This is a genomic window from Acidovorax temperans (assembly GCF_028596105.1).
Classification (GTDB): Bacteria; Pseudomonadota; Gammaproteobacteria; order Burkholderiales; family Burkholderiaceae_C; genus Acidovorax; species Acidovorax temperans.
Map to the genome: position 1 here is coordinate 3,664,695 of NZ_CP117193.1, position 20,528 is coordinate 3,685,222.

The following is a 20,528-nucleotide window of genomic DNA, read 5'->3' on the forward strand; positions in this document are numbered from 1 at the left end:
TGGGTCAGGCCAGTCGGGGCACTGCTTGCCCCAGCAAGGCTGTAGGAGCATCGTGGCTGTAGCCATCATCCTCATGCCGACTCAGACGCATACCCTCTGCAGGCAACTTGAACTGAGCCACCGCACGCGTGAGCTGCACGGCCTGTTCACGCAACGATTCGGAGGCCGCGGTCGATTCCTCGACCAGCGCCGCGTTCTGCTGAGTCATGTTGTCCAGCTGGCTCACCGACTGGCTGATTTGCGCCACGTTGTCGCTTTGCTCAGAAGACGCTGCGGTGATCTCTTCGATGATGCCGGACACGCGGCGCACGCTGCTCACGATCTCTGTCATCGTCTCCCCCGCCTGGCTCACCAGGCGCGAGCCATCTTCAACGCGTTCCACAGACGATCCGATCAGGCCCTTGATTTCCTTGGCCGCTTCGGCGCTGCGCTGGGCAAGACTGCGCACCTCGCTGGCCACAACCGCAAAACCGCGCCCCTGCTCGCCCGCGCGGGCTGCTTCCACGGCCGCGTTGAGCGCCAGAATGTTGGTCTGGAAAGCAATGGAATCGATCACGCCGGTGATGTCGGCAATCTTGCGCGAGCTGGCGGTGATCTGGTCCATGGTGGTCACCACCTGCGACACCACGGCGCCACCACGGGCCGCCACTTGAGCGGCAGACGATGCAAAGTCGCTGGCCTGGCGTGAAGACTGGGCGCTTTGCTGGATGGTGCCTGTCAGCACTTCCATGGACGAGGCGGCCTCCTCCAGGTTGGCTGCAGTCTGCTCAGTGCGTTGGCTCAGGTCGTGGTTGCCAGTGGCAATTTCCGAGCTGGCGGTAGAAATGTTGCTGGCAGCCTCTTGCACCTGGTGCACCAGCCCGCGCAGCGCATCCTGCATGCGGGCCATTGCTCCCACCAGTTGCCCGACTTCATCGCTGGAAGTCACTTGCACATCACGCGAGAGGTCACCACCCGCGATGCGCTCGGCCAATTCACTCGCTTGCGAGATCGACTGGGTGATGGAACGCACGCTGAAGAACGTTAGCGGAATCAGCACGGCCAGCGCCAGCAGCAGAGCCCCGCCAATCATTCCAGACATGGTGGAAGCCAGTACGTCCACACCCTGGCGGGCTTCGTCCATCTTCTTGCGGGCGTCCATGGCGAGGTCGAACAGCAGTTTGTCGCTGGCCTCCATGTGCTTCTTGTATTTCTCGGCATAAGCGCCGCCCACTGCACCATCGATCTGCGCACGCTCGATCTGCTCGAACACGGGCGAAATGCCGGCCTCGTACTCTTTCACTTCGGCCAAGGCCTTGTCGATGGCTTCTGCAAAGCTCGCATCGCCCGCCTGCACCTTGCGCACATCGACCATACCCTTGTTCAGGTTTTGCAGCGACTTCTTCCACAAGTCCCGCCCATTCGACACTTCAATCGTGTTGTTGAAGTTGATGATGATGTCTTTTTCAGCGCGGCGCAGATCCCCCAAAGTGGTTCGCAACTCGCCCATGTCGGTCATGGTCTGCACCCTTTGGGTGAACAGCACTTCCAGCGTGTTACGGGTCCGCTCCAGCGCCAGATACCCCATTGCACCGATCACGACCAGCAAGACCAAAGAGAAGACAGTACCGAAATAAAGGCGGGTGCGAATGGAGAGTCGATTCAGAGCGTTCATGGCGCTTCCTTGCACTTTTTAACAAATCGACTACGGGATAGCAACTTTGGCGCCATTGAGATGTAGCGTTTGCCCTAGACGCCATGGCACGCTGGTGGGCAGTGTCTGCCGCCCCTGAAAATAGAGTCCTCATGGGACGAGCCACGCCAGGCTGACACTGCAGACCACCCATGCCAATCGCTTGAGCAAACCCCCAAGGCAGGCAGCCCTGGGGCGAGTGAAAACCTGAGCGCGACTGTAGATGCCACGGCCGTCGCGCTCCAGAGGGTATTCACCCGTGACCCCGCCTTGAACAGGGAAATGCCCAACCCATTAGCGCTGCTTATTCAGCTTTCAGCGGCACATACAACTGCCCGCCATTGCGCTGGAATTCCACCGCTTTGACCTGCATGCCTTGTGCCAGCGCGTTCTGCTCATCCAGCCCCTTCTGCGCGGCAAAGTCGCGCACTTCCTGGGTGATCTTCATCGAGCAGAACTTAGGCCCGCACATGGAACAGAAATGCGCCACCTTGGCCGAGTCCTTGGGCAGGGTTTCGTCGTGGTATTCCTTGGCCGTCTCGGGGTCCAGGCCCAGATTGAACTGGTCCTGCCAACGGAAGTCGAAGCGCGCCTGGCTCAGCGCATCGTCGCGCGCGCGGGCACCGGGGTGGCCCTTGGCCACATCGGCGGCGTGCGCGGCGATCTTGTAGGCAATGATGCCCTGCTTCACATCGTCACGGTCAGGCAGGCCCAGGTGCTCCTTGGGCGTGACGTAGCACAGCATGGCCGTGCCCATCCAGCCGATCATGGCCGCGCCTATGGCGCTGGCAATGTGGTCGTAGCCAGGCGCGATGTCGATGGTCAGCGGGCCCAGGGTGTAGAACGGCGCCTCGTGGCAGGTCTTGAGCTGCTCGGTCATGTTGGCCTGGATCATGTGCATGGGCACATGGCCGGGGCCTTCGATCATGGTCTGCACGTCGTGCTTCCAGGCCACCTGGGTCAGCTCTCCCAGGGTGTGCAGTTCGGCAAACTGGGCCTCGTCGTTGGCGTCCGATGCGCAGCCGGGGCGCAGGCCGTCGCCCAGGCTGAACGACACGTCGTACGCCTTCATGATGTCGCAGATGTCTTCGAAGTGCTCGTACAGAAAGCTCTCGCGGTGGTGCGCCATGCACCACTTGGCCATGATGGAGCCGCCACGCGAGACGATGCCCGTGCGCCGCTGCGCCGTGAGGTGGATGTAGGCCAGGCGCACACCCGCGTGGATGGTGAAGTAGTCCACGCCCTGCTCGGCCTGTTCGATCAGCGTGTCGCGGAAGATTTCCCAGGTCAGGTCTTCGGCCACGCCGCCCACCTTCTCGAGCGCCTGGTAGATGGGCACCGTGCCAATCGGCACGGGCGAGTTGCGCACGATCCAGTCGCGTGTGGTGTGGATGTTCTTGCCGGTCGAGAGATCCATCACGTTGTCGGCGCCCCAGCGGATGGCCCACACCAGCTTTTCCACTTCTTCTTCGATGCTCGACGTGACGGCCGAGTTGCCGATGTTGGCGTTGATCTTGACCAGGAAGTTGCGGCCAATCGCCATCGGCTCCACCTCGGGGTGGTTGATGTTGGCGGGGATGATGGCGCGGCCCCGGGCCACTTCGTCGCGCACGAATTCGGGGGTGATGATGCGCGGGATGCTCGCACCCAGGGGGTTGCCCATCAGGCGCTTTTCACGGCCTCCGTCGGCCATGTATTGCTCCATCCACTCGCGCTTGCCGTTTTCGCGGAGGGCCACGTATTCCATCTCGGGGGTGATGATGCCCTTCTTGGCGTAGTGCATTTGCGTCACATTGGCGCCTGCCTTGGCACGCAGGGGCTTGCGCTGCAGCGCGGCGGCCTCGGCACGCAGCTGGGCCAGGCGGGTGGCGTCCTCGCTCTTTTGCCCGTCGTCCAGCGCTACGGGCGCGCGGCCTTCGTAGTGCTCCACATCGCCACGGCCGGTGATCCAGCCGCCGCGCACGCTGGCCAAGCCCTTGCGCACGTCAATCAGGGCATCGGGGTCGGTGTAAGGGCCCGAGGTGTCATACACGCTGACCACCTCGCCATTCGTCAAGGCAATGTCGCGCACAGGCACGCGCAGGTCGGCGTGCAGCTGGCCGGGAATGTAGGCCTTGCGCGATGCGGGGAAAGGCTCACGCGTCAGCGCCAGCAGTTCGGCAAATTTCTCGCGGGTGATGGGGTCGGGGGCGTTCATGGTGCAGGTCTCCTGGTTCCGGTAGCGGTGGGTTGTGCTCCGGAATGGACCTGTGCACCCCTCGGGTGCGGCAGCACCTAAGGCAAGCGGTGCCCGCAATGGATGCAGGCACGGGACAAGAAGGTCAGCTCTTCTTCCGCCGGTATGAACCGGATCAAGTTCGTCGGGTTCGCAAGCTCGCCTGAATTTCTTCAGGTCTCTTGCATCTCAGCGCATCAGCACACCCCGGAGCAGGCGCGAGTATAGGCTAGCTCCGTTGTGGTGCTGTGTGGTCAGAGCAATCGCTCGAAGAGAACCACCACAAAGAAGACGACAGCGGCGATGGTCGTCCACTTGAGAATCACCAGCCCCAGCCGTTTGTAGAACGCTTGCCCGGTGCCCACATAAAAACCGAAACACACGGCAGATGCGAGCAACAGGAACAGGGCCAGCCAGCGGACGATCAGCATGACACGTGATTTACCAGGCCCGTGCAGGCTGAGCAAAGCCCGTGGGTGCCTGGCGCTCGTCCTCGAACGTGACCACGTCCCAGGCATCGCGCTGGGCCAGCAACTCACGCAGCAGCAGGTTGTTCATGGCATGGCCCGAGCGGAACGCGCTGTAGGCGGCCAGCAGCGGCTTGCCAATGAGATACAAGTCGCCCATGGCATCCAGTATCTTGTGCTTGACGAATTCATCGTCATAACGCAGACCGTCGCTGTTGAGCACCTTGTAGTCGTCCATCACGATGGCGTTGTCCAGCCCACCGCCCAAGGCCAGACCGTTGGAGCGCATCATCTCCACATCACGGGTGAAGCCAAACGTGCGCGCACGGGCAATGTCACGGCTGTAGTTGCCTTGCCCCAGGTCAAACTCCACCCGCTGGCCGGTGGAGTCCACGGCGGGGTGGTGGAAGTCAATTTCAAAACTGAGCTTGTAGCCGTGGTACGGCGTGAGGCGCGCCCACTTGGCATTGGCGCCTTCGCCCTCGCGCACTTCGACGGGGCGATTGACGCGAATAAAGCGCTTGGGCGCGCGTTGCAACTCGATGCCTGCGCTTTGCAAAAGAAACACGAACGATGCCGAAGAACCGTCCAGAATCGGCACTTCTTCTGCAGTGATGTCCACGTAAAGATTATCGATACCCAGGCCCGCGCAGGCCGACATCAGATGCTCGACGGTGTGCACCTTGGCACCGCCCACCGAAATGGTGGAGGCCAGGCGCGTGTCGGTCACGGCTTCTGCGTTGATCGGGATATCGACCGGCTGCGGCAAATCCACGCGCCGAAAAACGATGCCTGTGTCCGGCTGGGCCGGGCGCAGGGTCAGCTCCACGCGCTGTCCGCTGTGCAATCCCACGCCAACGGCGCGGGTCAAGGTTTTGAGGGTGCGTTGCTGGAGCATCCGGGCATTTTAGTTTCCCAGGCTCCATCGCGCTTGATCGACATCGACCAGCCCTTTCACAGACACGTTTTCCCTGACAGCCAAGTGACCCGATCAGCCCTAGAACCTATGTGGTTACTTATTGTTGCATATCAAGACATCTTCACAGACCTCTGGCATGCCCCCCCGAAACCGCCAAGCGTTGCTACAGCTTTGGAAGCCCCACGGAGACTCACAATGAATAAACTCGGTTTCAAAATGAAGGTGCTGCCCATGCTCGGCACCGCGCTGGTGGCGCTGCTGTTCATGGCCATCACAACGCTACTGCAGGAGCGCTCGCTGATCATCGAATCGCGGCGCGAACAACTGGCCACGGCCGTGCAGTCGGCGCACAGCATCGTGGCAGCCTTCCAGGCCAAGGCCGCCAGCGGTGCCATGAGCCAGGAAGATGCCCAGAAGGCGGCCAAGGATGCGCTGCGGGTCTCCCGCTACGGCGGCCCCGACGGCAAGACCGAGTACTTCTACATCTGGACGCTGGACTCCAAGGGCGTGATGCACCCCATCAAGCCCGAATGGGAAGGCCAGGACATGGCCGGCAAGGTCAAGGACGGTGAAGGCACCGACATCCTCAAGACCATCTCCGACGCGCTCAAGGCGAGCAAAGACGGGCGGGTGTTCGTGCCCACCATGTTTGCGCGGCCGGGCCAGCAGGCGCTGGTGCCCAAGCTGCATTACGTGATTCGCGTGGATGGCTGGAACTGGATGGTGGGCTCGGGGCTGTACACCGACGACATCGACGCCCTGGTGCGCAAGACCCTGCTGGCTGACCTGGTGCTGGTGCTGGTGGTAATGGCGGTGGTGGGCGGTGTGGGCTTCACCGTGGCGCGCTCGGTGCTGCGCCAAATCGGGGGCGAGCCCAGCGAAGCCATCGGCATCATGTCGCAAGTGGCGCAGGGCAACCTGGACACGCAGATTCCCAACGCCTACCCTGGCTCCATGCTCAACGGGCTGGCGCACATGGTGACGTCACTGCGCCGCCTGGTGACAGAAGTGCGGTCGGCCACCGACAGCATTGCCACGGCATCCACCGAAATCGCCCAGGGCAACAACGACCTGGCGCGGCGCACGGAAGACACGGCCAGCAACCTGCAGACCACGGCCAGCAGCATGGAAGAGCTGACCAGCACCGTGAAGCAGACCTCCGACTCGGCCCAGACCGCCAACCAGATGGCGACCTCGGCCGCCGAAGTGGCAGCGCGCGGTGGCCAGGTGGTAGCGCAAGTGGTGTCCACCATGCAGGACATCAACGCCAGCAGCAACAAGATCTCCGACATCATCGGTGTGATCGATGGCATTGCCTTCCAGACCAACATCCTGGCGCTGAATGCGGCGGTGGAAGCTGCGCGCGCTGGCGAACAAGGCCGCGGTTTTGCCGTGGTGGCTGGTGAAGTGCGTAGCCTGGCCCAGCGCAGTGCGGATGCCGCGAAGGAAATCAAGTCGCTGATCAACGCCTCGGTCGAGAAGGTGGAATCTGGCACCGCTCTGGTGGGCAATGCCGGAGCCACCATGAACGAAATCGTGGCCAGCGTGCAGCGCGTGACCGACATCATTGGCGAGATCCGTGCCGCCACATCCGAGCAGAGCCAAGGCATCGAGCAGGTCAACACGGCAGTGAACCAGCTGGATCAGATGACGCAGCAGAACTCGGCCCTGGTGGAGGAATCTTCCGCCGCCGCCGACAGCCTGCGCGAGCAGGCCCTCAAGCTGACCGAAGTCGTCGCGCTGTTCCGCGTGAGCGGCAGCTCGGCCAGCACGCCACGCCCACCCGCTCCACCAGCACCAGCCCGCGCTGCTGCGCCCCGCGCCGCCACAACGCTGCCCAAGGCCAAGTCTCCTGCAGTCACGGCGCGCCCCCCGCCCCCAAGCCAGCAGCGGCGCTGCCGCCCAAGCCCGCCTCTGAAGACTCAGGCGATTGGGAAAGCTTCTGATCGCAAGGCGTTGGCCACCCACAAAAAAGCCCCGGTGACGGCAATGCCGCTCAGTTAAGTCTGAGCGGCATTTTTTTGACGGGATACTGGGTCTTGGTCATACGAACCTCACGCGGATACCGCCTGTGGGATCTGCGAGGCGGCAGCACGAAGCGGCGGATGTTCTTTCTCATGGCCGCAAGCTTGGCCGGGATGGCCCCAGGGGTGTGTGATCCTGAACTCCACAGCCACTCATCCACGATGTAGCGCAGCGCCGTGATGAAGCTGATGCGACAGGGCTGCACTTTGGCCTCGTCTGCGATGCGCGTGATCTCCAAGCGGATCAGGTTGTACATCAGCAAGGTTGCCCACAGCTCTTGCTTGACCCCATCGGGTTGCTGGCTGCGCAACGTCATCGCCTGGCCCAGCATGTCCGTCTTCATCTCTCCATAGGCCAGCTCAATCTCCCAGCGTTCGTGGTACAGCGCGAACACCTCCTCGGCCTTGTAGCGTGCCGGATCCATCAGGGACGTGAACAAGGTTCTGGGTTTGCCATCGAGTTCACGGGTGATGGCGCGCACCTCCCACGTGAGCGGCAAGCCGGGGTCTTTCTTGCGAGCTTGGGGCGAGACCTTCATGCGCAAGCTCACATCGCCAGGGCCATGCGTTTGCACCACCTCGCCCCTGAGTCCGGCACGCGCAGGGATCAGCCAGTGACGTCCCTGGCGGTGTTGCAGCGGCCACAGCAGACTTGCCGAGTAAAACCCTTTGTCCACAATCACCAGCGAGTCAGGCGGCAACTTCGGCCACAAGCGTTCAGCCAATGCGTACTCACTGGTGTCGTAGGCATCCAGGCTGGCATCTACCAATAAACGAGCTCTGGCATCGAGCAAGCAGGCCATGCGCACCAGGGGGAAGGGACTTTGGTGGTCTGCGTGGTTGCGCTGGCAACCAAAGTGCTGGCGGTTGTCTTGTGTGTCGGGGGTACGCCAGACCACGCCATCCAATGCGTACAGCGCCAAGCCTTGCCAGCGGTGGCGAGCGGCCTGCTGGTGCGCCCAATGGGCAGCAGTGTGGCGAAACAGCCATTGCAGGGGCTCACTGCCCAGCCGTTGGCGCGCCTGGCTCAGCGCGCTGGAGCTGATGGGTTCATTGTGCTGCCCAGGCAGTGCCAGCTCCAGTACCTCGGCCACGTTCACGATGGAGCGGTCTCTAAGCAAGGCCACACCCAATACCAGCCAAAGTGCCTGCTCCATGGGCAGTCGCCGCTTGCGCAGCGTGGCTACACCCGTCATCTGCAAGGCCTGTTCAATCCACTGCTGGGGTATGTTGCTTTGAACGACACCCCATTGTTCGGGGCTCGCAAACTCATGGGTATCGTTCAGGTACTCTTGCAGCAGCATTGGCTATCGCTTGACCTCTATGGCCAAAGCTCAATTGATCAAGCCTGCACTGTACAAACAACAAAGACCCCGAAGGGCCTTTGCTTAACTTACTGGCATTGCCCGGTGACGGGGCTTTTTTGTGGGCAATGCAGAACGGGTACAACGCTATTAATTACATAGCTGCTTGCGCTTATTTCATAAGACTTTTTAGGCTTAAAACCCTCAAAGCCCTGCAAATAAAGCGTAATCAGCTCTCTTTTTCATAGCACTCCTGTGACTGCGCGGCCCTGAGTTTCTGGTGGGCAGCCAGGGGCGCATAGCCATGCGCCCCGGCCGCAAGCCGCCTCAGTCAGCCTGCTTGCGCAGGAACGCGGGGATTTCCAGATCGTCCATGCCACCGGACGACAGCGCGTCCACACGGGCTGCGGCCTGGGTGCGGTTGGTACGCCACACACTGGGCACCGACATGCTGCCGTAGTCCGCCGCCTGTGCACCACCGGCCACGCCGACCGCACCGCCCACGGCGCCCATGGCACCGGCCACAGGCATCTGGTAGGCGATGTTGTCGGTGCCGGTACGCAGGCCACCCTGCACCACCGAAATGGGCTGGCGGCGTGCGTTGGGGCGCGACAGGCCGGTAGCCACCACCGTGACGCGAATCTCATCGCCCAGGCTGTCGTCGTAGGCGGCGCCGTAGATGACATGTGCGTCGGGCGAAGCGTAGGCGTTGATGGTGCTCATGGCCAGGCGCGACTCGGACAGCTTGAGGCTGCCCTTGCTGGCCGTGACCAGCACCAGCACGCCCTTGGCGCCCGACAGGTCGATGCCTTCGAGCAGTGGGCAGGCTACGGCCTGCTCGGCAGCGATGCGGGCGCGGTCAGGGCCGCTGGCGGTAGCCGTGCCCATCATGGCCTTGCCGGGCTCGCTCATCACGGTGCGCACGTCTTCAAAGTCGACGTTCACATGGCCGTATTCATTGATGATTTCGGCAATGCCGCCCACGGCGTTCTTGAGCACGTCGTTGGCGTGGGCAAAGGCTTCGTCCTGGGTGATGTCATCGCCCAGCACTTCGAGCAGCTTTTCGTTCAGCACGACGATCAGCGAATCAACGTTGGCTTCCAGCTCGGCCAGGCCGTTGTCGGCGTTTTGCATGCGGCGGCCACCTTCCCAGTCGAAAGGCTTGGTCACCACGCCCACCGTGAGGATGCCCATTTCCTTGGCCACGCGAGCGATCACAGGGGCTGCGCCCGTGCCCGTGCCGCCACCCATACCAGCGGTGATGAACAGCATGTGCGCGCCATCAATGGCGGCGCGGATGTCTTCCACGGCCGCTTCTGCGGCATCACGGCCCTTGTCGGGCTTGCTGCCAGCGCCCAGGCCGCTGCCGCCGAGCTGGATGATGCGGTGGGCCGAGCTGCGGGTAAGGGCCTGCGCGTCGGTGTTGGCGCAAACGAATTCCACGCCCTGCACGCTGCGGGCAATCATGTGCTCAACGGCGTTGCTGCCGCCACCGCCCACGCCGATCACCTTGATCTGGGTGCCCTGGTTGAATTCTTCGGCTTCGATCATTTCGATGGACATCTGGGAGCTCCTGTTTCTTTACGGGTATGGATTTGCCAATGAATGAATGGGGTCAACTTCGCGGGTGGTGAGCCTGGCGGTCCGGTACATCGCCATCGCTCACGGTGGCGCAGGTGAGGGCTTTCCCGGGCGAGGGTCGTGGGGAAGTGCTGCATCAGAAATTCCCCACGATGAAGTCTTTGAAACGGCCAAACGCGGTCTTCACAGAGCCGCTCTTTTGCGCCACCTTGAAGCCGCGCAGACGGGCCAGGCGGGCCTCTTCGAGCAGGCCCATCACGGTGGCAGCACGGGGCTGGGCCACCATGTCGGCCAGTGCGCTGGAATACTTGGGCATGCCACGGCGCACGGGCTTGAGGAAGATATCTTCGCCCAGTTCGATCATGCCGGGCATCACAGAACTGCCGCCAGTGAGAACAATGCCCGAAGACAGCACTTCTTCGTAGCCCGACTCGCGCACCACCTGCTGCACCAGCGAGAAGATTTCTTCGACACGCGGCTCGATCACACCGGCCAGCGCCTGCTTGCTGAGCATGCGGGGGCTGCGGTCGCCCAGGCCTGGCACTTCCACCTGGGCTTCGGGGTCGGCCAGCAACTGCTTGGCGTAGCCGCTTTCGACCTTGATGTCTTCAGCATCTTTGGTGGGCGTGCGCAGCGCCATGGCGATGTCGCTGGTGATGAGGTCGCCCGCAATCGGGATCACCGCCGTGTGGCGAATGGCACCGCCGGTGAAGATGGCCACATCGGTCGTGCCTGCGCCAATGTCCACCACCACCACGCCAAGCTCGCGCTCGTCATCGGTCAGCACGGCCTGGCTGCTGGCCAGGGGGTTGAGCAACAGCTGCTCCACTTCCAGGCCGCAGCGACGCACGCATTTGATGATGTTCTCGGCCGCGCTCTGGGCACCGGTCACGATGTGGATCTTGGCTTCCAGGCGGATGCCGCTCATGCCGATAGGCTCTTTCACGTCTTGCCCGTCGATCACAAACTCTTGTGGCTCCACCAGCAATAGGCGCTGGTCGCTGCTGATGTTGATGGCCTTGGCCGTCTCCACCACACGCGCCACGTCGGCCGCGGTGACTTCCTTGTCCTTCACGGCCACCATGCCGCTCGAATTGAGGCCACGGATATGGCTGCCGGTGATGCCGGTGTAGACGCGCTGGATCTTGCAGTCCGCCATCAGCTCGGCTTCTTTCAAGGCCTGCTGAATGCTCTGCACCGTGGCGTCGATGTTGACCACCACACCGCGCTTGAGACCATTGCTGGGTGCCACACCCAGCCCGGCCAGCTTGAGCTCGCCACTGGGCAGGACTTCGGCGACCACGGCCATGACCTTGGCTGTGCCAATGTCCAGGCCCACCACCACGTCTTTGTATTCTCTTGCCATATCAGTTTCTGCCCTTCATGGTTCTTTTCTGCTGCGCATTGCCTCTGGCGTCACCGGCGCACGGCGGGGGTTGCTTCCACCCCAGCCGTGGTGGTCACCCCCCTCAGCTTCAACGCGTAGCCCCCAACATGTCTCAAATCTGCCGATTCCAGCGCATCCGCCCGCCGCTGGTATTGCGCTGCCACCTGTGCCAGCGTGCGGGCAAAGCGGTGCGTGCGCTGCAGCAGCTCTTGCTCGTCGCCACCGCCCAGTTGCACCACGGCGTTGTTCGCCAGCTTGGCGCGCCAGCCGCCGCGTCCGTTCAACTCCAGCTCTTCCAGCTCCAGCCCCATGGTTTTGAACACCGGGGCCACCACGCCGTACATGGCCAATACCTCTTGCGAACTGCCTTCGGGGCCTGACAGGCGCGGCAGGTCTTCCTGCTCGACATCGCCCACGTTCGCTTCAAATACTTCGCCCTGGCTGTTGACCAGCGCCGAGCCCGACTCCGGGCCCCAATACGCCACAGCGTCGTGCTCTTCCAGCTCTACATGCAGCAGGCCGGGGTATTCGCGGCGCACAGCCGCCTTGCGCACCCAGGGCACCTGCTCGAACGCCTCGCGCGCTGCACGCAAGTCCACCGTGAAAAAGTTGCCCGCCAGCCGGGGCCCCACATTGGCCCGCAGGGTGACAGCGTTGTTGTGCACCAAGTCTCCGTGCACCACGATGCGTGCAATCGCAAAGCCGGGGTAGCGCATCACCCACCAGGCACCCGCTGCCAGCACAAGCAGGGCGCAGCCCACGAACAGGACCGAGGCGGTCATGTTCATGAGCTTGACGTCCAGCGGTGCTGGCATGGCGGCGGTCATGGCTGAATGGCTCCTTCATGGCCAGAGGCAGAGTCCAGCGACGCGGTGGCCAAAATGCCCACGCACAGGTCTTCGTAGCTAAGCCCCGCTGCGCGGGCCGACATGGGCACCAGCGAATGGCCAGTCATGCCGGGCGAGGTGTTGATTTCCAGCAGGAAGGGCTGGCGGTCGCTGGCACGAATCATGATGTCGGCACGTGCCCAGCCCCGGCAACCCAGGGCCCGGAAGGCCTTTTCCACCAGGCGCTGGATGGCGGCTTCCTCATGCGCTGGCAAGCCGCTCGGGCAGTGGTACTGGGTGGTGTCGGTGAAGTACTTGTTCTGGTAGTCGTAGTTGCCCTCGGGCGCCACGATGCGGATCACCGGCAGTGCCTGGGCAGCAGCCCCCTCGCCCAGCACGGGGCAGGTGGTTTCATCGCCTTCGATGAACTGTTCGCACAGCACTTCGGGGTCGTATTGCGAAGCCAGCGCATACGCCTTGGCGCATTGCTCGGCCGAGGTGACCTTGGTCAGCCCGATGGTCGATCCCTCACGCGAGGGCTTGACGATCATGGGGGCGCCCAGCGCCTGCAGCGCCTGCTCGGTTTCCGCTGCGCTGGACACCAGACGCCAGTCGGGGGTGGACAGACCTTCAAAGCGCCAGATGCGCTTGGTCATGATCTTGTCGATGGCAATGCTGGACGCCATCACGCCAGGGCCGGTGTACGGAATGCCCAGCAGCTCGAGCGCGCCCTGCACGGTGCCGTCTTCGCCGTGGCGGCCATGCAGCGCGATGAAACAGCGGGCGTAACCACCGCGCTTGAGTTCGATCAGATCGGTTTCCGAGGGGTCGAACGCATGGGCATCGACACCGCGCGAGCGCAGGGCCTGCAGCACGCCGGTGCCCGACATCAGCGAAACCTCGCGCTCTGCCGAGGAGCCGCCCATCAACACGGCCACCTTGCCCAGGGCCTTCACATCAACATTGGTATTCAATTGCGTCATTGCGCTTTCCCTGCAAGCGGTGCTAGCTCACTATTTTGTAGCAAATCGACCACCTTTCCGGGCACCAACCCTATGGAACCAGCGCCCATGCACATGACAACATCGCCATCGCGTGCGTTGTCGGCAATGGTCTGTGGCAGATCCGCCACGTTGTCCACAAAAAGCGGCTCCACGCGGCCCGCCACGCGCAGCGCGCGGGCGAGAGAACGGCCATCGGCGGCGACCACCGGAGCCTCACCAGCGGCGTACACCTCGGTCAGCAACACCGCGTCGGCACTGCCAATCACCTTCACGAAATCTTCAAAGCAATCGCGTGTGCGGCTGTAGCGGTGGGGCTGGAAGGCCAGCACCAGCCGGCGCCCAGGGAAGGCACCGCGCGCGGCGGCCAGCGTGGCGGCCATCTCGACCGGGTGGTGGCCGTAGTCGTCGATCACGGTGAACTGGCCGCCATCCTTGGCGGGCAGGTTGCCGTAGCTCTGGAAGCGCCGACCCACGCCCTTGAAGCCCGCCAGCGCGCGCTGCACGGCGGCGTCGGGGATGTTCAGCTCCACCGCAATGGCGATGGCCGACAACGCATTGAGCACGTTGTGCTCGCCCGCCAGGTTGAGCACGATGTCCAAGTCCGGCAGCGTGACGCCGTTGCGCCGCTGCACCGTGAAATGCATCTGCCCCGCCTGGGCGCGCACGTTGACGGCACGCACCTGCGCGTCTTCCGAGAAACCGTAGCTGGTCACCGGGCAGGTCACGTGGGGCAAGATCTCGCGCACGGCGGGGCTGTCCACGCACAGCACTGCGGTGCCATAGAACGGCATGCGGTGCAGAAAATCCACAAACGCACCCTTGAGCCGGCCAAAGTCATGGCCGTAGGTTTCCATGTGGTCGGCGTCGATGTTGGTCACCACCGCCATCACCGGCAGCAGGTTCAGGAACGAGGCGTCGGACTCGTCCGCCTCCACCACGATGTAGTCACCGCTGCCCAGCTTGGCATTGGCGCCCGCGCTGTTGAGCTTGCCGCCGATGACGAATGTCGGGTCCAGCCCCGCCTCGGCCAGCACGCTGGTCACCAGGCTGGTGGTGGTGGTCTTGCCATGGGTGCCTGCGATGGCAATGCCCTGCTTCAGGCGCATCAGCTCGGCCAGCATGAGAGCGCGGGGCACCACAGGAATCTTCTTGGCGCGTGCCGCTAGCACCTCGGGGTTGTCAGCGGTGACGGCGGTGGAGGTCACCACGGCGTCGGCACCATCGATGTGCTCCGCGGCGTGGCCCAGGCAGGTCTTGATGCCCAGGCCCTGCAGGCGGCGCAGCGTGGCGCTGTCGGCCAGGTCTGAACCCGAAATGCGGTAACCCAGGTTGAACAGCACTTCGGCAATGCCGCTCATGCCGGCGCCGCCCAGGCCTACAAAGTGAATGTGACGGATGGCATGTTTCATGCCAACTCCTCGCACGCGGCCACCACTTCGCGGGTGGCATTGATTTTTTGCATGTTTTTGGCCTTCTCGGCAATCTCTACAAGCGCTGGGCGCTCTGAATTCAATAGCATCTTGGCCAAGCCCTCGGGGGTCAGGTCGCTTTGCTGCACCAGCCAGCCGCCGCCCGCGCCCACCAGAAACTGGGCGTTGGTGGTCTGGTGGTCGTCCACCGCCGAAGGGAATGGCACAAAGATGGCCGCGGCACCCACAGCGGCAATTTCGGTCACGGTGCTGGCCCCGGCGCGGCAGACGATGATGTCGGCGTGGGCAAACGCACTGGCCGTGTCCTCGATGAAGGGGGTCAGCTCGGCCTGCACGCCAGCGGCCTCGTAATTGGCGCGCAAGGCATCGATCTGCGTCGCCCCGCTTTGGTGGATGACTACGGGGCGTTGCTCGGGCGGAATCAGGGCCAGCGCCTGGGGCACGATCTCGTTGAGCGCCCGGGCGCCCAGGCTGCCGCCCACCACCAGCAGCCGCAGCGGGCCGGTGCGGCCGGCAAAACGCTCTGCCGGTGCCGCCTGGCGCGTGAACGCAGTGCGCAGCGGGTTCCCCACCCACTGGGCCTTCTTGAACACGTTGGGGAAGGCGGTGAACACCCGGTCGGCCACGCCCGCCAGCACCTTGTTGGCCATGCCCGCCACCGAGTTCTGCTCATGCAGCACCAGCGGCTTGCCACACAGCACGCCCATCATCCCGCCCGGGAAGGTGATGTAGCCACCCAGGCCCACCACCACATCGGGCTTGACGCGGCGCACGACCTGCAATGCCTGCCAGAACGCACGCAGCAGGCGCAGCGGCAGCAAGGCCAGCGTGACCAGACCCTTGCCGCGCACGCCAGAAAAATCAATCAGCTCCAGCGCAAAGCCGTGCTGGGGCACGATGCGCGATTCCATGCTCCCGGGCGCGCCCAGCCAGTGCACGCGCCAGCCGCGGGAGCGCAGCTCTTCGGCCACGGCAAGGCCTGGGAAGATGTGGCCGCCAGTGCCACCCGCCATGATGAGTGCAGTCTTCTGGCTCATACGCGGCCTCCGCGCATCGAATGCTTCGCATTCGGCAGCATTGCACGCTGCTGCAGCTTGTTTTGGTGAAACAAGCTCCTCATACGCGGCCTCCGCGCATCGAATGCTTTGCATTCGGCAGCGCTGACGCGCTGCAGTTGCTTGCTTTGATGAAACAAGCTGCTCATACGCGGCCTCCGCGCATGAGCAGCTTGTTTTCATAGTCCACGCGCATCACGATGGCCAGGGCCACCAGGTTGAGCAGGATCGCCGAGCCGCCGAAACTCATCAACGGCAAGGTCAGCCCCTTGGTAGGCAAGGCACCCAGATTCACGCCCATGTTGATGAAGGCCTGAAAGCCGATCCAGATGGCTACGCCCTGCGCGACCAGACCCGAGAAGACACGGTCCAGGGCAATAGCCTGGCGGCCAATGTGCATGATGCGGCGCGTCATCCAGAGGAACAGGACGATGAGCGTGATCACGCCCACCAGGCCAAACTCCTCGCCGATCACGGCCAGCAAAAAGTCGGTGTGTGCTTCGGGCAGCCAGTGCAGCTTTTCCACACTGCCACCCAGCCCCACGCCAAAAACCTCACCGCGCCCGATGGCGATCAGCGAATGCGACAGCTGGTAGCCCTTGCCCAAGGCGTGTTGCTCGCTGAACGGATCGAGGTACGCAAACACGCGCTCACGCCGCCAGGGGGAACTGGCAATCATCAAGGCGAAGGCCCCCACCAGCACGCCAGCAATCAGGAAGAACATGCGGGCGTTGACGCCCCCGAGAAACAGAATGCCCATGGCAATCACCGCCACCACCATGAAGGCGCCCATGTCGGGCTCGGCCAGCAGCAGTACGCCCACGATGCCCACCGCAGCGCCCATGGGTAGCACGGCGCGGAAGAAGCGCTCCTTCACTTCCATCTTGCGCACCATGTAATCGGCGGCGTAGATCAGCACGGCCAGCTTGGCCACCTCAGAAGGCTGAAAGCCAATGGGGCCGATGGACAGCCAGCGACGGGCGCCGTTCACCACCTTGCCCACACCAGGGATGAGCACCGCCACCAGCAACAGCAGCGCGCCCACAAACAGCCAGGGCGCCAGGCGCTCCCACACCTTCATGGGCACCTGAAAAGCCAGCAGCGCCGCCACAAAGCCAAACACCAAGTACATCAGGTGCCGGGTGAGGAAATGGGTGGGGGCGTAGTTGGCAAAGCGCGGATTGTCTGGCAACGCAATGGATGCCGAATACACCATCACCAGCCCCCAGGCCAGCAATGCCACCACCACCCACATCAGCGCATGGTCGTAGCCCAGCACGCTGGCAGGCGTGGTGGTGGACTGGCGGTACTCCGTGCCGCCCACGCGCACGGGCAGCACATCACCGGCCTTGCCTGTCAGGCTGCCAAACCAGCCGCCCAGGCGTGACAGCCAGCCTGTGCCGGATTCGGGGGATGTGTCGGCGGATGCGGACATCACTCGCCCTCCAGGGTTTGGCCTGCGTCTTGCGCCAGGCTGCGCACGGTGTCGCAGAACACGTGCGCGCGGTGTTCGTAGTCTTTGAACATGTCAAAGCTGGCGCAGGCAGGGGACATCAGCACTGCATCGCCCGCGTGCGCACGCTGCGTGGCCAGGGCCACGGCCTGAGGCAGGTCGGGCGCGTCGATCAGGGCCACGCCCGTGTCGGACAAGGCGCTGCGGATCTGCGGGGCATCGCGGCCGATGAGCACCACGGCACGCGCGTACCGCGCCACGGGCGTTGCCAGCGGCGAAAAATCCTGCCCCTTGCCTTCACCACCCAGGATGAGGACGATGCGGCGATCCGCCCCCAGGCCCGTCAACGCGGCCACTGTGGCGCCCACGTTCGTGCCCTTGCTGTCGTCAAAATATTCCACGCCATTGACCAACGCCACAGGCTCCACGCGGTGCGGCTCGCCGCGGTATTCGCGCAGGCCGTACAGCATGGGCGCCAGCGGGCAACCAGCGGCAGAGGCTAAAGCCAGGGCAGCCAGGGCATTGGTGGCGTTGTGCCGACCACGAATGCGCAGGGCATCGGCAGGCATGAGGCGCTGGATGTGCAGTTCTTCCTCCGCCTCGCTGCGGCTGCGCTTGCGGGTTTCGTCGGCTTCCAGCGCGCGCACCAGCCAGGGCATGCCGTTGACGATTTCAATCCCAAAATCGCCCGGCCGGCGCGGCATGTCGGCGCCAAAGGTGACGTGTTCGCGCTGCTGCGGCTTCTGGAGCTTCACCCGCACGGGCGGGGGCAGCATCTGCATCACCTCGGGGTCTTCGCGGTTGAGCACCATGAGGCCCGTCTGGCCAAAAATGCGGGCCTTGGCTGCAGCATAGGCGTTGATGTCGCCGTGCCAGTCGAGGTGATCCTGCGTGATGTTCAGCACCGTGGCGGCCGTAGGCTCAAAGCCAGCCACGCCATCGAGCTGAAAGCTGGACAGCTCCAGCACCCAGGCCTGGGGCAATGTGTCCGCATCGATATGACCTGCCAAGGTGTCAAGCAGCGTAGGGCCGATGTTGCCGGCCACCGCCACGGTTTTGCCAGCACGCTCCACCAGTTGCCCGGTGAGCGATGTGACCGTGGTTTTGCCATTGGTGCCAGTGATGGCCAGCACGCACGGTGCGTAGCCGTGCTGGCTGCGCAGGTAGGCCAGCGCTGCAGCGTACAAGGTCAACTCGCTGCCCGTGACCAGGCCAATCGCCTGGGCTGCCTGGAACACCGGGGCAAACGTGGCCGGGCTCAGGCCAGGAGAACGGTACACCGCATGCAGACCCTTGCCATCGACCAGTGAAGCATCGAAGGGCCCTGCCACAAACCGCACCTGCGGCAGCTCTTGCTGCAGCAAAGCCAGTTGCGGGGGCGCTTCGCGCGTGTCGGCCACCGTGACCTGGGCGCCGCAGCGCACGCACCAGCGGGCCATGGCCAGGCCCGAAGCGCCCAAACCCAGCACCAGCACGTTCTGGCCTTGCATGGGGGCCATGCCTTCGCCGGGACGCCCCTGAGGCTCCAGTTCAGCGGGCTGCGCTTCAGCCACAGGAAGGTCATTGACCACGGGTGCCGCGGCGCCCTCGGGCACATCGCTCGCGCGGACCTCGGCAAAAATCTGGGCGACAAAATCGGCAGCGGCCTTGGCCGCAGAAACAGCAGGCGCCACATAGTTGTCTAGCACCGCCACGCTGGGGGTGGACTCTGCTACGGGTTCGGCACCTTCTGCTGGAGGCTCACCTGCGCTGGGTTGCAGATTGTCGGACGCGGTTGGGTCCGCTGCAGGTTGTTCATCAGGCGCATCCGCCATGGCGCACTCTGCTGCGGGCTGTACGGCCTCGCCGGCAAGGCCAGCGCTGTCAGCAGGCTCGCTCGCTGCGGGCATTTCTTGACGTTCCAACGCAGCTCCCTCCAGTCCGGCAGGCTCAGCCGCGCCCGGCACTTCGGCACCGTGGTTCAGAGAAGAGGAATCCAGCGTATTCATCGCAGTTTCAACGTGGACAGGCCGATGAGGCACAGCAGCATGGTGATGATCCAGAAGCGGATGACCACTTGCGTTTCTTTCCAGCCACTCTTTTCAAAATGGTGGTGCAGCGGCGCCATCTTGAGCAGGCGACGGCCTTCGCCGTAGCGTTTTTTCGTGTACTTGAACCAGGTCACCTGCAGCATCACGGACAGGGCTTCCACCACGAAGATGCCGCCCATGATGGCCAGCACGATTTCCTGGCGCACGATGACGGCGATGGTGCCCAGCGCGCCGCCCAGCGCCAAAGCGCCCACGTCACCCATGAAGACCTGCGCGGGGTGGGCGTTGAACCACAGAAAGGCCAGCCCCGCACCGGCCATGGCCGCACAGAAGATCAACAACTCGCCCGAGCCAGGGATGTGCGGGAAGAACAGGTACTTGGAGTACACCGAGCTGCCGGTGACGTAGGCAAACACGCCCAGGGCCGAGCCCACCATCACCACCGGCATGATGGCCAGGCCATCGAGCCCGTCGGTGAGGTTCACGGCATTGCTGGAGCCCACGATGACCAGGTAGGTCAGGATGACAAAGCCCAGCACACCCAGTGGGTAGCTCACCTCTTTGAAGAAGGGCAGTTGCAAGCCAGCCTTGGGCGGCAAATCGAGCGAGAAACCCGATTGCACCCAGCTCATAAACAGCTCCAGCACCTTGGCGTTGGAGCTTTCCGAAATGCTGAACGCCAAGTACAGGGCCGCCACCAGGCCAATGACCGACTGCCAGAAATACTTCTCGCGCGAGCGCATACCTTCAGGGTCTTTGTTGACGACCTTGCGCCAGTCGTCCACCCACCCAATGGCGCCAAAGCCCAGCGTCACGATGAGCACGATCCAGACAAAACGGTTGGACAGGTCAAACCACAGCAGGGTGGAGATCGCAATCGACAACAGAATCAGCACCCCACCCATGGTGGGCGTGCCGCTTTTGGACAGGTGCGACTGCATGCCGTAGCCCCGAATGGGCTGACCGATCTTGAGCGCCGTGAGCACACGGATCACCTTCGGGCCCGCCACCAGCCCGATCAGCAGCGCTGTCATCGCTGCCATCACGGCGCGAAAGGTAAGGTACTGGAAGACCCGAAAAAAGCCGAACTCGGGCGAGAGCCCCTGCAGCCATTGCGAAAGCATCAGTAGCATGCGATTCCTCCCTGCACCGTGACCTGG

15 protein-coding genes and 1 riboswitch are annotated in these 20,528 nt (G+C 63.5%); of the genes, 1 reads left to right on the forward strand and 14 read right to left on the reverse strand.

Going from position 1 to position 20,528, the window contains the following annotated elements; translation table 11 throughout:
• Nucleotides 1-4: 4 nt before the first annotated feature.
• The 4 genes from PQV96_RS17140 to lpxC form a co-directional block, all read right to left on the reverse strand.
• Entirely contained in the window at nt 5-1,654 is a 1,650-nt protein-coding gene (locus PQV96_RS17140; protein ID WP_273623700.1) for a methyl-accepting chemotaxis protein, read from the reverse strand.
• Between the two features lie 322 nt (nt 1,655-1,976).
• Nucleotides 1,977-3,869: a phosphomethylpyrimidine synthase ThiC gene (gene thiC / locus PQV96_RS17145; protein WP_198846759.1), complete on the reverse strand. Its 1,893-nt coding sequence runs from the start codon at nt 3,867-3,869 to the stop codon at nt 1,977-1,979.
• 114 nt (nt 3,870-3,983) lie between these two features.
• A riboswitch (TPP riboswitch) is annotated at nt 3,984-4,107 on the reverse strand.
• A gap of 34 nt (nt 4,108-4,141) precedes the next feature.
• Complete coding sequence (locus PQV96_RS17150; protein WP_167336969.1) at nt 4,142-4,318, reverse strand: hypothetical protein; 177 nt, start codon at nt 4,316-4,318, stop codon at nt 4,142-4,144.
• Nucleotides 4,319-4,328: 10 nt separating this feature from the next.
• Nucleotides 4,329-5,252: a UDP-3-O-acyl-N-acetylglucosamine deacetylase gene (gene lpxC, locus PQV96_RS17155; RefSeq protein ID WP_198846758.1), complete on the reverse strand. Its 924-nt coding sequence runs from the start codon at nt 5,250-5,252 to the stop codon at nt 4,329-4,331.
• Between the two features lie 216 nt (nt 5,253-5,468).
• Here lpxC and PQV96_RS17160 point away from each other — a divergent pair, with 216 nt between their 5' ends.
• A complete protein-coding gene (locus PQV96_RS17160; protein WP_207374437.1) occupies nt 5,469-7,277 on the forward strand; it encodes a methyl-accepting chemotaxis protein in 1,809 nt (602 codons plus the stop codon).
• Here PQV96_RS17160 and PQV96_RS17165 read toward each other — a convergent pair.
• The 10 genes from PQV96_RS17165 to mraY all read right to left on the reverse strand — a co-directional run bounded on the left by PQV96_RS17165 (nt 7,270) and on the right by mraY (nt 20,501).
• Nucleotides 7,270-8,601 (reverse strand): IS4 family transposase, encoded by a 1,332-nt coding sequence (locus tag PQV96_RS17165; protein ID WP_125958944.1) that lies wholly within the window; start codon nt 8,599-8,601, stop codon nt 7,270-7,272. The genes PQV96_RS17160 and PQV96_RS17165 overlap by 8 nt on opposite strands.
• Before the next feature lie 327 nt (nt 8,602-8,928).
• The gene (gene ftsZ / locus PQV96_RS17170; protein ID WP_273623701.1) at nt 8,929-10,164 is read right to left on the reverse strand and encodes a cell division protein FtsZ; all 1,236 of its coding nucleotides are present in this window, start codon (nt 10,162-10,164) and stop codon (nt 8,929-8,931) included.
• A 154-nt stretch (nt 10,165-10,318) separates the two neighbouring features.
• Nucleotides 10,319-11,548 (reverse strand): cell division protein FtsA, encoded by a 1,230-nt coding sequence (gene ftsA / locus PQV96_RS17175; RefSeq protein ID WP_066691430.1) that lies wholly within the window; start codon nt 11,546-11,548, stop codon nt 10,319-10,321.
• A 50-nt stretch (nt 11,549-11,598) separates the two neighbouring features.
• Nucleotides 11,599-12,396 (reverse strand): cell division protein FtsQ/DivIB, encoded by a 798-nt coding sequence (locus tag PQV96_RS17180; protein ID WP_273623702.1) that lies wholly within the window; start codon nt 12,394-12,396, stop codon nt 11,599-11,601.
• Nucleotides 12,393-13,379, reverse strand: a complete 987-nt coding sequence (locus tag PQV96_RS17185) for a D-alanine--D-alanine ligase (protein ID WP_273623703.1) — start codon at nt 13,377-13,379, stop codon at nt 12,393-12,395. The genes PQV96_RS17180 and PQV96_RS17185 overlap by 4 nt, the downstream gene beginning before the upstream one ends.
• Nucleotides 13,376-14,809, reverse strand: coding sequence for a UDP-N-acetylmuramate--L-alanine ligase (murC, locus tag PQV96_RS17190; RefSeq protein WP_066782425.1), 1,434 nt, complete (start codon nt 14,807-14,809; stop codon nt 13,376-13,378). The genes PQV96_RS17185 and murC overlap by 4 nt, the downstream gene beginning before the upstream one ends.
• On the reverse strand, nt 14,806-15,867 hold the full coding sequence (gene murG, locus PQV96_RS17195) for an undecaprenyldiphospho-muramoylpentapeptide beta-N-acetylglucosaminyltransferase (protein WP_273623704.1): 1,062 nt from the start codon (nt 15,865-15,867) through the stop codon (nt 14,806-14,808). Before murG ends, murC begins: the two co-directional genes overlap by 4 nt.
• A 163-nt stretch (nt 15,868-16,030) precedes the next feature.
• Nucleotides 16,031-17,320, reverse strand: coding sequence for a putative lipid II flippase FtsW (gene ftsW, locus PQV96_RS17200; protein ID WP_066691441.1), 1,290 nt, complete (start codon nt 17,318-17,320; stop codon nt 16,031-16,033).
• Nucleotides 17,320-19,227 carry a UDP-N-acetylmuramoyl-L-alanine--D-glutamate ligase gene (gene murD, locus PQV96_RS17205; RefSeq protein ID WP_420482213.1) on the reverse strand — a complete coding sequence of 636 codons (1,908 nt, stop codon included), beginning with the start codon at nt 19,225-19,227 and terminating at the stop codon, nt 17,320-17,322. The genes ftsW and murD overlap by 1 nt, the downstream gene beginning before the upstream one ends.
• A gap of 95 nt (nt 19,228-19,322) precedes the next feature.
• On the reverse strand, nt 19,323-20,501 hold the full coding sequence (gene mraY / locus PQV96_RS17210) for a phospho-N-acetylmuramoyl-pentapeptide-transferase (RefSeq protein WP_066691752.1): 1,179 nt from the start codon (nt 20,499-20,501) through the stop codon (nt 19,323-19,325).
• Between the last annotated feature and the right edge of the window lie 27 nt (nt 20,502-20,528).